Here is a 13,452-nt window from a genome sequence, read left to right on the forward strand (position 1 = left end):
ACCACAAGCATACAAGGCCGAGCGTATTGTGGTTGTCCCGGCATCCGGGGGCGTAACTGCCTAATCAGCATCAGAAATATTGCTCACTACCCTCCCCGTCAGCCAAAGGCTATAATGTCCCGCTTTTGAACAGATAGTAGACAGCCGTCAGGGCTTGGCTATCTTTATCGCTATCCTTATCAGACTGCTCCGTACCACAAGACGAAAGCAGTTATGAACCAGCAGACAGGAATCCGGTTTTGTCGTCTGAAATGACCAAAGCAGCCATGAGCGCAAAAAAGCTATACATCAAGACCCACGGTTGCCAGATGAACGAGTACGACTCTGCCCGAATGGCAGACCTGCTCGGAGAAACCCACACTCTGGAACTGACCGATAACCCAGAAGAAGCCGACGTACTGCTGGTCAACACCTGTTCCGTCCGTGAAAAGGCTCAGGAAAAACTGTTTCACCAGCTGGGTCGCTGGAAACATCTGAAAGAAAAGAACCCTGATGTCGTGATTGGTGTGGGCGGTTGTGTCGCCAGTCAGGAAGGTGAGGAAATCCGCAAACGTGCCCACTACGTTGACGTAGTGTTTGGCCCGCAAACCCTGCACCGTCTGCCGGAAATGATTGATGCCACCAAACAGGATCATATTCCGGTGGTAGACGTCACCTTCCCTGAAATCGAAAAGTTCGACCGCTTGCCAGAACCCAGCGTAGATGGCCCAACCGCCTTTGTTTCCATCATGGAAGGCTGCAGCAAATACTGCACCTACTGCATTGTGCCTTACACCCGTGGTCCGGAAGTCAGCCGCCCGATGGACGATGTTCTGGCGGAATGTGTGGGTCTGGCCGAGAAAGGTGTGCGTGAAATCAACCTGCTGGGGCAGAACGTTAACGCTTATCGCGGTGAAAAAGACGATGGTTCCATTTGTGATCTGGCCGAACTGATCACCATTGTTGCGGCGATTGATGGCATCGACCGTATTCGTTTCACAACGTCTCACCCGCTGGAATTCTCCGACAGCCTGATTGACGTTTACGCTGAAGTGCCAGAGCTGGTCAGTCATCTGCATCTACCGGTTCAGAGTGGCTCCAACCGGGTTCTGAAGCTCATGGAGCGTGAGCACGAGACGTCTATCTACGTGGATAAAGTGCGTCGTATTCGTGAGCATCGCCCGAATATGAGCATGTCTTCCGACTTCATTGTTGGTTTCCCGGGTGAAACCGATGAAGATTTTCAGGACACCATGAACCTGATTGCGGAAATTGGTTTCGACGCGTCCTTTAGCTTTATTTACAGCAAGCGGCCGGGGACTCCTGCTTCGGATATGCCAGACGACGTAACGGCTGAGACCAAGAAAGAGCGTCTGCGCATTTTGCAGGATCGTCTGAATCAGCAAACCATGCAGATCAGCCGTCGCCTGGTAGGCTCGACCCAGAAGATTCTGGTGACCGGTTACTCCAAGAAAGACCCGGGCGAACTGATGGGACGCACCGAGTGCAACCGCATCGTTAACTTCAAATTCGACGACCCGCGTCTGATCGGCCATTTTGCCAACGTTGAAGTGACCGATGCTTTTGCTCACTCCATGCGTGGCAAGATTACCAGCTCCGAGTTGGATTAATATCCTCTGAAGTTTATTGGTTGGGACGAGCGGAACGCGACTCCCAACCCTGATATCAACCCGCCACCGTGTTTGCCCTCTCAAATCTCCCTAAAAATCCTGTAAAATAAAGTCAATATCACGGTTATGATCTACCCAACCTTCAGACCGCGGTATATGCTTAACCCTAATAATCGCAGTAAGAGCTGAATCCCCGAGTTGAACGCCAAAACCCAAAACACCTCCAACGCTCTGGCAGAAAGCCAGTCTCAGTTTGTTCTTGAACCCGATGACAGCCAACGCTTTGCCGAGCTGTGCGGCCAGTTCAACCAGAACCTGAAGCAGATCGAACAACGCCTTCACGTTAAGGTTCGCAACCGTGGTAACAAGTTTTCCGTGTCCGGCCATGAAGATTCGGTCAAGGCAGCACAGGAAATTCTCAGGCGGCTGTACCGGGAAACCGGTAAGAAAAGCCCTCTGACACCGGAAACTGTGCACCTGTTCCTGCAGGAATCTGCCGTTGAGTACATTGCTGCCCCTGAAGACAGTGGCGACGTGGTTTCCCTGCGTACCCGCAAAGGGCTGATTACGCCCCGGGGGCCAAACCAGCAGAACTACGTCAAATCAATACTGGAGCACGACATTAACTTTGGTATTGGCCCGGCGGGCACCGGTAAAACCTATCTTGCCGTTGCTGCCGCTGTTCAGGCGCTGGAAGACGAGCAGATTCGTCGCATTCTGCTGGTACGCCCTGCCGTAGAAGCAGGCGAAAAGCTAGGCTTCCTGCCCGGCGACCTGTCCCAGAAAATCGACCCGTACCTGCGTCCTCTTTATGACGCACTGTATGAGATGCTGGGGTTTGAGCGGGTAGACAAACTGATCGAAAAAAATGTGATTGAAGTCGCACCTCTGGCTTATATGCGTGGTCGAACCCTGAACAACTCTTTCATTATTCTTGATGAGTCCCAGAACACGACATCAGAACAAATGAAGATGTTCCTTACCCGCATCGGTTTCGGCTCAACCGCTGTTATCACCGGTGACGTGACACAGGTTGACCTGCCCCGGGGCACTCGCTCCGGCCTGCTCAGTGCTATTGATGTGCTGAAAGACGTGGACGGCATTGGTTTTACCTGGTTCTCCTCCAAAGACGTTGTACGCCACCCACTGGTTCAAAGAATTGTTCAGGCTTACGACAAATTCGACCAGAAGCAGGAAAAGGAACAGCTAAAGCGCCGTGAAGAACGCTGGGCTCTGCACGAACAACTTCAGCAACAGGCACAATCCGAGGCAAGCACTCCGTCATGAGCGCCAACGTGTTTATTGATATCCAGATTGCCAGTGATAGTTCGTCGTTGCCCAGTGAAGAAGATTTTCAGCTCTGGGCAGAAGCGGCTGTTGGTACGCACCGTGATGAGGCCGAAATCAGCCTGCGCATTGTGGATACGGAAGAAGGCGCCGAGCTGAACCAGCAATGGCGACAGAAGCAGGGGCCAACCAACGTACTGTCATTCCCGTCTGACCTGCCTGCCGAACTGGAATTGCCCCTGCTGGGTGATCTGGTGGTGTGTGCTCCGGTAGTAGAACGGGAAGCCGGCGAGCAGAAAAAAAGCCTGCAAGCACACTGGGCGCACATGATTGTTCATGGCACCTTGCACCTGCTGGGTTATGACCATATAGACGATAATGAAGCGGAAGAAATGGAAGCTCTGGAAACGAACGTTGTAAAAAGCCTTGGTTTTCCCGATCCTTACGCAGAAACCGTTTAACGGACGGTACACTGTCGCGGTATAGTTGAAATACGACAATTATCATGCGACATATGCCGGATAGAAGCGGGAAGCAATCCCGCTTTTAAAAATGGTAAACAGGCACACTTAAAGAAAAGGTAATGAACGACGAAACCCCAACGGGTGAAGAACCCTCACCATCGTGGATGGACAAACTGTCTGGCATTTTCAGTCAGGACCCGAAAAACAGAAGTGAACTGCTCTCGATCCTGAATGAAGCAGGCAGCCGGGGCATCATCGACACCGAAGCCCTGAGCATTATCGAAGGCGCGGTTCAGGTAGCCGATATGCAGGTTCGGGAAATCATGATTCCCCGCTCCCAGATGGTCTGCGTGGATGAGGACCAGGAACCCCGTGATTTCCTGCCCAAAATCATTGAATCAGCCCACTCCCGCTTTCCGGTGATTGGCGACACCAAGGATGAAATCATTGGTATTCTTCTGGCAAAAGACCTGCTGCCACTGATCCTGCAAAATAACCGCTTTAATATTAAGGATCATCTTCGTCCTGCTACCTTCATTCCGGAAAGCAAACGCCTGAATGTACTGTTGAAGGAGTTCCGAACCAATCGAAATCATATGGCGATTGTTATTGACGAGTTTGGCGGTGTTGCCGGTCTGGTCACCATTGAAGACGTTCTTGAACAAATCGTTGGTGACATTGAAGACGAGCACGATGTCGAGGAAGACAGCTTCATAAAACCTGTCGAGGAAAACGCCAATACCTTTATCGTCAAGGCACTGACCCCCATTGAAGACTTTAATGAACACTTCAATGCCAAATTCAGCGATGAAGAGTTCGATACCATTGGCGGCATCGTTATGCAGGAGTTCGGGCACATGCCCAAGCGTAATGAATACGTGGAAATTTCCGGTTTCCGGTTTGATGTGCTTAACTCCGACGGTCGCCGCATCCGGTTATTGCGAGTGACAGATACTCATCAGTAATCACGCAACTAAATTCGCGACTGACAGGTCGATGATCTTGAAGAATAAACTGCCCGGGCACCTGATGGCAGCCATTGCCGGTGCCCTCTTCACACTGGCTTTCAGCCCTTATAATCATTGGCCGGTTTTACTGCTGGCCAGTGGCTGTATTTTCTTTGTTACCCAGAAAGAAGCTTTGCGCCCGACTCTGATTCGCGGGGCACTGTTTGGCATCGGATTATTTGGTGCGGGTACTTCCTGGGTTTACGTCAGCATCCATGAGTTTGGCTCGGCACCCGTACCGCTGGCGCTGCTGCTGACCTTACTGTTTGTTCTGTTGCTGACCAGCGTTTTTATCATTCCAATGTTCCTGAGTTACATAAAACTCAGGGATCGCTACAACGTTAAAGCCAGCTGGCAAAGGGCGTTACTGTTCGCCGCTGTGTGGGTGCTGTTTGAATGGTTCAGAACCTGGTTCCTGACCGGATTTCCCTGGCTGCTCCAGGGATATGCATTGCTGGACACACCATTCCAGAGTTGGGCTCCGGTTGCCGGTGTCTACGGCCTTAGTCTTCTGTTAATAACAACGGCCTGCCTGTTAACGTCGGTCATTATTGAGCGATTTCGTTTATACGCCGGACAGGTTCTGGCGCTTGTTGTCACCGCTGTTGCCTGGGCTGCCAGCTTTCCTCTCGGTCATATCACATGGACCACCAAAACCGGCTCGCTCAGTTTCAGTGCCATTCAGGGCAATATTCCCCAGAGCCTGAAGTGGGAGCCCGGTTATCTGGAAGATACCATCAGAACCTATTTTGGTCTGACGGAGAAAGAGTGGGGACAGGATCTGGTGATATGGCCGGAAAATGCCCTGCCTATTTTCTACAGCAATGTCCGTTCAGTGATGCAACAGCTTGACCGCCAGGCTAACGACAGTGGAAGCACATTCATCACCGGCATTCCCATGGACGACAACAGTACCGGCGAGCCCCGTTACTACAACTCAATTGTTGCTTCAGGGGTGGGCGATGGACGCTACTACAAACAAAAGCTGGTGCCTTTTGGCGAATATGTACCTCTGGAATCCATACTGCGTGGATTGATTGACTTCTTCGACCTGCCTATGAGCGCTTTCTCAAAAGGTACCAGTAGCCAGGCGTTGCTGGAAGTACCGGAAGCAACCATTGCACCGTATATCTGTTATGAGGTGGTGTATCCCGACTTCGCCGCCTTTCAGGCAAGAGACAGTGGTCTTTTAATTACCATCAGTAACGACACCTGGTTCGGTCGCTCTATAGGTCCACTACAGCATTACCAGATTGCCAGAATGCGCTCATTGGAAACCGGACGCTATATGATTCGTGCCACCAACGATGGTAAAACGGCACTGATTGATGACAAGGGAAAAACGGTAAAAAGCATAGAACGGTTTAAGGAAGGTATTCTGCGCGGTGACGCTCCGGTGATGAAAGGTACGACGCCTTTTATGCGTTTCGGGTCGTATCCGGTATTGCTGTTTAGCCTGTTGATGATTGTCCTGACCGTTCACAGAAGCCGCCGTACCCGCTAGCTGGCTGCAGACAGGAGCGCACCCGGCGCTCCTGCCATTCTTCATCACCTCTCCCTTTACCCTGCCGATACAGCCTGTTGCAACTATTCTCATTATACAGGAGGCGCTGAACTCAATTGCATACACACTTTCGTTGTAATAGATGAGAATGAAGAATGAGAAAAACCATCCGCACCATCGCCAGACTGTGCCATTACTGCAAGCTGGCCACGATGACAGGGCTTTGCATTCTTATGAGCAATCCAGCCAACTCAACCGATGTCCGAATTGAAAAAGACAGCCTTGGAGAGGTCAGCGTGCCTGTTGCTGCGTTGTACGGTGCACAAACCCAGAGAGCTGTGGATAACTTTCCAGTCAGTGGCCAACCTCTGCCGGAAGCGTTTATCACTGCCATTGCCCGTATAAAAAAAGCAGCCGCTGTAGCAAACCAGTCTCTGGGCTTGCTGTCGGAAGACAAAGCTGAGTCCATCATCAAAGCGGCTGATCAGATTATTGCAGCGGATTATCCCGGCACCGCTCAAAGCCAGTTTCCCATTGACGTTTACCAGACCGGTTCCGGCACCAGCACCAATATGAATGTGAACGAGGTGGTCAGTCATCTTGCCAGCCTGAACGGAACCACACCGGTCAGTCCAAACGATGATGTTAACCTTGGGCAGAGCAGTAATGACGTGATCCCCTCTGCCATTCATGTGGCGTCGGCCCTGCTGGTAGAGCAACAGCTGTTACCTGCCCTATCGCACCTGATTCAAACCCTTGACGAACGAATTCAGGATATTGGCCACATCGTCAAAACCGGACGTACGCATACCATGGATGCCATGCCGGTGACTTTTGCTCAGGAAATGGGAGGCTGGAAGGCGCTGCTACTGCAGGACCAGAAACGACTAAAAGACACACAGAAACGTCTGTTACAACTGACCCTGGGCGGAACCGCTGTGGGTTCCGGCACCAATACACATCCCGACTATTCACAGGCTGTCTGCAACGCTCTGGATAAAGATACCGGTTTGCACTTTACCCCGGCTCCCAACTTTTTCGCCGCCCAGAGTGTGCCTGCAACCGCACTGGAGCTTTCAGCCAACCTGAGAAATGTGGCTGTCAGCTTGATGAAAATTGCCAATGATCTGCGCTGGATGAACAGCGGGCCACTGGCCGGTTTCGGTGAAATTGAACTGCCAGCCCTGCAGCCGGGCTCAAGCATTATGCCCGGTAAAATCAACCCGGTCATTTCAGAGTCTGTCACCATGGTTTCGGCACAAATTATCGGACTGGATACTGCCGTCACCATCGCAGCGCAGTCCGGCCACTTTGAACTGAATGTCATGTTGCCACTGGTGGCGAATAACCTTGTACAAAGCATTATGCTGGCGAGCAACGCCAGTATTATTCTGGCTGACAAGGCAATCAAAGGCTTCAGGGTGCGTGAAGCGAATATCAATCAATCCCTTGATCGCAACCCGATTCTGGTCACTGCTCTCAACCCGATCATCGGTTATATGAAAGCAGCAGACATCGCCAAACAGGCCTACAAAGAAAAGCGCTCGATTCTGGAGGTCGCGAAAGAAAAAACAGACCTGACTGAAGAGGAACTAAAAAGGATTCTTGACCCTGTACAGCTGACCAAAGGCGGAATCAACAAAAAATAAGCTTCAATTTTTGATATTCAGCCGGTCGCTGAGCCAGTACCAGAACAGCCCCAGATATTCATGCAGAGCGATTTCACTGCTTCGCAGGTTGCGCGTCCGGGGCATCCAGTAGCGCAGTTTTTTCCATGGAACCTCTGACCAGGTGAAAATGGTGGGCGCGGGAATGACTTCAAACCCCATTTTCTGAAAACTCAACACCGACCGTGGCATGTGCCAGCTATGAGTCACCAGAATAATACGAAGGTCATCTTTTCCTAACTCCCTGCTCAACATGTCGTGACTGTAAAGGGCATTCTGCCAAGTGGTAAGACTTTCTTTTTCCTGCCAGCGAGCCTGAATACCGTAATCCGTGTGCAACACTTCCGCCATGGTGGCAGCTTCTGACCGCGCACCGCCGCCACTGGTCAGCAATGGTACACCACAAATACGGTGGACTGTTGCTCCGTAACGAACTCTCTCCAGAGACAACGCCGTTGGCTGATAGCCTTGGTATTCAGGTGTGAAGCGCGGGAGACCTCCGCCCAGAATCACAATAGCGTCGGCTTCGGCACAGGCATCAGAATCCAGAGCTCCGTACCACTCCAGCCCTTTATTGAGAACCGTTGCAACAGGCGTGATCGACAGCGTATAAAATGCAAACAGTGCCAGCCAGGGCAACCACCCCAGCGTTGCTTTAAAAATCAGTCCCACAGCCATCATCCATAACAGCAGAACCGGTGGCAGCAGGCTCTGTTTTAAACACCATCGCATGACAGGTTTCATAAAAGGCCATTGGTTATTTATCTCAGGTAATTAATACAACAAGTAAGCACAACCCGCTAACCTTTTGCGAGAATATCGGACATACGTACCTTCTTCAAATATGAGTCAATTCGCCAACAACAACCTTCAAACCGCAGTCAAACTGTTGCGCGAGTAATTGATTCATGACCGAGAAAGAAAAAATGATTGCCGGGATGGGCTATTTTCCATCTGACCCTGTCCTGAAGAAAGAAAGAGAGCTGGCCAAGGCTCTTTGCTTTAAGCTAAACAACCTTGCTCCTGATCAGAACGAAGAGAAGATGGAGCTGTTCAAAACACTTCTGGGTAAAGTGGAAGAAGCCAACATTGAGCCCAGTTTCTACTGTGACTACGGCTATAACATCCATCTGGGCAAGAACTTTTACTCCAATCACAATCTGGTCATTCTCGATGTCTGCCCGGTGATTATTGGCGATAATGTCATGTTTGGCCCGAACGTTACTGTTACATCAGCCGGTCATCCGATTGATGCGGAAACCCGTAACTCCGGTCTGGAATTTGGCAAAAAAATCACCATTGGTAATAACGTATGGCTGGGTGCCAATGTAACCGTTAACCCCGGAGTCACTATTGGCGACAACGTTGTCATTGGTTCCGGCAGTGTTGTCACCAAAGACATCCCGGCCAATACTGTGGCGGCCGGGGTTCCCTGTAAAGTCATCAGAGAGATTGATCAGTCTCAGGCAGCCTGAGCGACTTTAAACCTCTGATTGACCAATCACACGATGTCGTTCCTGCAGAACGATATCGTGCATTAACTGCTTCAGCCAGCTTAATACCGGATGCGCACTGTCACTCTTGCGCCAGGCCAGACTGATGGCAAAATCCCCCACAGCCACGGGTGGAATGCAGTGGTGTAAAGGTTGCTCCGAATCATCAATATACGACATCGTTTCAGGGACTACCGATAAAAGACGGTTGCCTTTTAAAAGATTCAGCAACGAAATAAACCTTGAACAGCCCAGAGCCACTTTCCGACTTAAACCCTGCCGGGCAAGAATGTTATCCACATTACCACTGAGTTCGCCTTCCGGCGTCACCAACGCATGGGGCGTATCCAGATAATCCTGCAGAGACAACGGCAATGATTTCTGCAATACCCGGTTATCAAACAGGCAAACGTGTTTCTCAAGGTACAAGTCCTGTACTTCCAGCTCATCCATCGCTTCCGACCAGTGCCCCAGAGCCATGTCCAGTTTTCCGGCTTTCAGCAGGTCTGCCGCATTGCTGCGATTCACCGTAACAAAGCTTAACTGTGCATGAGGAGCCTGAGCCTGTATTCGTTCAAACAGAGCGCGGGCATAAACCAGTTCGCAATAGTCGTTCAGACCAATTCGAACCGCTCCTTCCCAGATGTCTGCTGTGAATGCAGACTGATCCAGAACACGATCCCGAATCACACTTAAAACATCGTGTATTGCCAGATAAAGCTCATCCGCTTTTCGTGTTGGCCGCATCTGCTGACCCTGTCGTTCAAGCAATACATCATCAAACAGCTTACGTAAGCGACCCAGAGTGTGACTCATGGCAGACTGCCCAAGATACAAACGCTCCGCCGCCCTGCTGACACTCTGTTCCTGATACAGCGCTTCAAAGGCTGTCAGCAGGTTAAGGTCTACTCTTGATAGATCGATCTTATTCATAACCAAAATTCAAATAATTAATTAGATTAATCAGTCTGTGTTTTTTTAAAATGTTTATCTCCGAATTACAAGACTTCTGACTGCCCCATGTTCAAAAACTGTTTTGAAGTGTTTATCCGCTTCCTGGCTCTGGGCTGTTATGCCTTCGGTGGGCCGACGGCGCATATTGGCTACTTCCATCGGGAATTTGTAGAAAAACGACAATGGCTGAGTGAGCAGGAATACGCAGACACCGTCGCTCTGTGCCAGATGTTACCCGGGCCAGCCAGCAGTCAGGTGGGCATCAGCATTGGTTTTGACCGTGCCGGTCTGCCAGGCGCTTTCGCTGCGTTTACCGGTTTTACCCTGCCTTCCGCCATCATCATGATTTTGCTGGCAATGGGTTACAGTGAAATTTCCGGGCTGTCTTTTGCCATGGGCATTTTGCAGGGTGTGAAATTGTTTGCGGTGGCTGTTGTAGCCGACGCTCTGATCAAAATGGGTAAATCCCTCTGCCCTGATCGTGCCCGCGTCACCATGGCGATGATAACCGCCGGACTGATGCTGGTAATGCCCGGCGTCGCCATGCAGATGACTGTGATTGTGGTTGGCACCATTGCCGGTTATCTGATTTACAACCGAAATAGCAACGCAGGAGAATTTCCGGAGATCAAAGGTCGTAAACGCATCGCCTTCGCTGCTGCCGCTTTATTTGTGGTGGGAATCCTGGTCATTCCGGCCATTGCCGCTCAATCTGACAGTACTGCCCTGCAATTATTCGACAGCTTTTATCGTTCCGGAGCACTGGTGTTTGGCGGTGGTCATGTCGTGCTCCCTATGTTACAGGCCGAACTGGTACACGACGCGGGTGTTACAGCCGATGCCTTTATCGTGGGATACAGTGCCGCGCAGGCGGTTCCTGGCCCAATGTTTACCCTGGCACCTTTTCTTGGTGGCGTTTTCGGTGGCCACTTTAACCTGAGCTACTCTCTGGTTGCCCTGACGGCTATGTTCGCGCCCTCTTTTTTATTGCTGGCCGCCGCCTGGCCGTTCTGGAACCGGTTGAAAGCCATGCCCAAACTGCGTTCTGCCATCAATGGCATTAATGCAGTCGTGACCGGTCTGCTGCTGGCAGCCTTCTACGATCCGGTCATCACTCTTGCGATTAAAGGTGCGGAAGATGTTGCCCTGGCGTTGCTGGCTTATCTATTGCTGGCGGTATGGAAGCTGCCCATTGCTTTGATGGTGCCGCTTTATGCGGGGATTGGCTTTGTGTTGCTTTAAGGGAATTAGTACGGAGTCACTCGCTGTGACTCCTTACGTATGAGCTTAACCAAACCAGCGATTAAGTCGCTGTTTTATACTGTTAACTTGCTCGCTTCCTTTGTGTTGAAATTCAGTTTTTCTCTGCTTAGCTTCAAGCTTGGCGCGCTTCCAATCTGAGCCTGCCATTTCCTTCTGCACATCATAAACCCCTTGCCTGACTTGATGTTTCGCCTCTCGGCCAATTTTTGTCAGGTTTTCCCAACTAAAATGCTTACAAAGAAAATCACCAATGGGTTTGAGCTTAAATGTAACTCGTTCCAACAAGTCACCCAGTGCATTAATCAAACCATATCGCTGTTCAACACTACGATTATAAGCCCTTGCGGACTGACCTGTGCGAGTCTCCCGGTTGTTAATAGCTCCTGGAAATGAATTGCATCTACGATGACGTTGCCTCTGAGGCCGCTGTGGCACCTGACTATGTTGTCCAACTCCAAACATATGCTGTACCTCCTTGTTCAGTAATATGTTCTCGGAAAAGGTTATTGATATTAACCTTCTACATTTACAAGTCTAGTAATGAATTACTCATTTCATGCCTGAAAACGTTAGCAGCACTAACCGACTGGTTATTCCGTAACCGAAAAAAACACCCTATTTACTAAACCACCGTAGTTTAGTTGTTATAGGGTTCGAGTATTTGCCCTTGTATGGTAGCCTTCATCGTCAACAACAACCCTCTGAAATTATTCATTTCTTCCATAGTTGTTAACCCTATACCAACAGCATGTTGCGTTCACTGCGTACATAACATCACAGATTATCGCAGTACACTCTAAACATGCGCATAGTTTATTGAACGGACAACCCGATGAGAAAACCTTTTCACCTAATGGCCAAACCCACCAGTTATCAGTGTAATCTCGACTGTGATTACTGCTTTTATCTGGAAAAAGAAGTCTTCTTTAACAAACGGGCCGAGAATAAAGGAAAGGAAAAAATCACTCACATGAGTGATGAAGTATTGCGCAACTACATCAAGCAGTACATCGCTTCACAAGACACACCCATGGTTGATTTCACCTGGCAGGGAGGCGAACCCACCACGGCAGGGCTGGACTTTTTCAAGCGCGCTATTGAGTACCAGAAAAAGTTTGCCGGTGACAAACAGATTACCAACAGCCTGCAAACCAACGGCGTTCTTCTGAACGACGAATGGTGTGCCTTTCTGAAAGAACACAACTTTCTGGTTGGCCTGTCTATTGATGGCCCGGAAGAGCTACATGACCATTACCGGGTATCCCAGGGTGGAAAACCGACTTTCAAACGGGTTGTTAAAGCTATTGAGTGCATGAAAAAGCACGGTGTAGAGTTCAATACACTCACAGTTGTGAACAATGTGAATGTGAAGCACCCACTGAAAGTTTATAACTTCCTGAAAGAAATTGGCTCCACCTTCACCCAGTTCATTCCGGTGATTGAGCAAATGGAAGTTGGCGTTGAAAATCCAATGTTGATCTTCCCTAAATCCCAGAGCGAGAAAAAGCTGATGCCTTTCTCTGTGGATCCGGAAGAGTTTGGTGATTTCATGATTGCCGTCTTTAATGAGTGGATTCGAAAAGACGTCGGCAAGATTTACGTGCAAATGTTTGATAATGCTCTGGCGACCTGGATTGGCCAGCCTGCCAACCTGTGCATTTTCCGTGAAGAGTGTGGTTCTGCTCTGGTGGTTGAGCGTAATGGTGATATCTATTCCTGTGACCACTATGTTTATCCGGAATACAAACTGGGCAACATTTCAGACAAGAATGTTCACAAAGTTGCCACCCAGAAAGCCCAGCAAAAGTTTGGTAAAGACAAATCGAACGTTGGTGAAATTTGCGAAAAATGTGAATATCGTTTCGCCTGTAACGGCGGCTGCCCGAAACACCGTATTCACCCAAACAGTGACGGTAGCAGCCAGAATCATCTCTGCCCGGGCTACAAAAAGATCTTCCGCCACATGGATCCGTATATGAAATACATGGCGAATGAACTGCAAAACCGCAGACCGCCTGCTTATGTTATGTATGCAGCAGACCGAATTGCGGCTGAAAACAAGGTTTAATTAATCCGTATCTAATTAATTAATAGGTGTTTAATTCAACGATTAAGCACCTATTGAAACGTTAAACTATTCTCTCAATTCATTCATTTTTCTCTTTGATTTTTCTGTAAACTTTCCTAAAAAAACTTTACTTGC

The 13,452-nt window shown here is 49.7% G+C and carries 12 protein-coding genes; 9 read left to right on the top strand and 3 right to left on the bottom strand.

Annotated elements, in window-relative coordinates; all coding sequences use genetic code 11:
* The first annotated feature begins 266 nt into the window (after positions 1-266).
* The 6 genes from miaB to EZMO1_RS22475 all read left to right on the top strand — a co-directional run bounded on the left by miaB (position 267) and on the right by EZMO1_RS22475 (position 7,521).
* Complete coding sequence (miaB, locus tag EZMO1_RS22450) at positions 267-1,610, top strand: tRNA (N6-isopentenyl adenosine(37)-C2)-methylthiotransferase MiaB (protein WP_034878896.1); 1,344 nt, start codon at positions 267-269, stop codon at positions 1,608-1,610.
* Between the two features lie 198 nt (positions 1,611-1,808).
* Positions 1,809-2,897, top strand: a complete 1,089-nt coding sequence (locus EZMO1_RS22455; RefSeq protein ID WP_236632074.1) for a PhoH family protein — start codon at positions 1,809-1,811, stop codon at positions 2,895-2,897.
* Entirely contained in the window at positions 2,894-3,358 is a 465-nt protein-coding gene (ybeY, locus tag EZMO1_RS22460; RefSeq protein WP_034878527.1) for an rRNA maturation RNase YbeY, read from the top strand. The genes EZMO1_RS22455 and ybeY overlap by 4 nt, the downstream gene beginning before the upstream one ends.
* Positions 3,359-3,480: 122 nt before the next feature.
* Positions 3,481-4,326: an HlyC/CorC family transporter gene (locus EZMO1_RS22465; protein WP_034878528.1), complete on the top strand. Its 846-nt coding sequence runs from the start codon at positions 3,481-3,483 to the stop codon at positions 4,324-4,326.
* 31 nt (positions 4,327-4,357) lie between these two features.
* Positions 4,358-5,872, top strand: coding sequence for an apolipoprotein N-acyltransferase (gene lnt, locus EZMO1_RS22470; RefSeq protein WP_034878530.1), 1,515 nt, complete (start codon positions 4,358-4,360; stop codon positions 5,870-5,872).
* A 233-nt stretch (positions 5,873-6,105) separates the two neighbouring features.
* A complete protein-coding gene (locus tag EZMO1_RS22475) occupies positions 6,106-7,521 on the top strand; it encodes a class II fumarate hydratase (protein WP_034878532.1) in 1,416 nt (471 codons plus the stop codon).
* Positions 7,522-7,524: 3 nt separating this feature from the next.
* On the opposite strand, the gene EZMO1_RS22480 is transcribed toward EZMO1_RS22475, so the two are convergent.
* Complete coding sequence (locus EZMO1_RS22480) at positions 7,525-8,271, bottom strand: YdcF family protein (protein ID WP_160174111.1); 747 nt, start codon at positions 8,269-8,271, stop codon at positions 7,525-7,527.
* A 176-nt stretch (positions 8,272-8,447) separates the two neighbouring features.
* On the opposite strand from EZMO1_RS22480, the gene EZMO1_RS22485 reads away from it, so the two are divergent.
* On the top strand, positions 8,448-9,014 hold the full coding sequence (locus EZMO1_RS22485) for a sugar O-acetyltransferase (protein WP_034878533.1): 567 nt from the start codon (positions 8,448-8,450) through the stop codon (positions 9,012-9,014).
* A gap of 6 nt (positions 9,015-9,020) precedes the next feature.
* Here the strand turns inward: EZMO1_RS22485 and EZMO1_RS22490 are convergent, their stop codons facing one another.
* Complete coding sequence (locus EZMO1_RS22490; protein ID WP_034878534.1) at positions 9,021-9,965, bottom strand: LysR family transcriptional regulator; 945 nt, start codon at positions 9,963-9,965, stop codon at positions 9,021-9,023.
* A gap of 87 nt (positions 9,966-10,052) precedes the next feature.
* Between EZMO1_RS22490 and chrA the strand changes: the two genes are divergently transcribed.
* Positions 10,053-11,228, top strand: coding sequence for a chromate efflux transporter (chrA, locus tag EZMO1_RS22495; RefSeq protein ID WP_034878536.1), 1,176 nt, complete (start codon positions 10,053-10,055; stop codon positions 11,226-11,228).
* A 45-nt stretch (positions 11,229-11,273) separates the two neighbouring features.
* Here chrA and EZMO1_RS27460 read toward each other — a convergent pair whose 3' ends face one another.
* Complete coding sequence (locus EZMO1_RS27460) at positions 11,274-11,555, bottom strand: hypothetical protein (RefSeq protein ID WP_034878538.1); 282 nt, start codon at positions 11,553-11,555, stop codon at positions 11,274-11,276.
* A gap of 547 nt (positions 11,556-12,102) precedes the next feature.
* Here EZMO1_RS27460 and EZMO1_RS22505 point away from each other — a divergent pair.
* A complete protein-coding gene (locus tag EZMO1_RS22505; protein ID WP_244886716.1) occupies positions 12,103-13,317 on the top strand; it encodes an anaerobic sulfatase maturase in 1,215 nt (404 codons plus the stop codon).
* Positions 13,318-13,452 lie beyond the last annotated feature (135 nt).

The organism is Endozoicomonas montiporae CL-33, assembly GCF_001583435.1.
Lineage (GTDB): Bacteria > Pseudomonadota > Gammaproteobacteria > Pseudomonadales > Endozoicomonadaceae > Endozoicomonas_A > Endozoicomonas_A montiporae.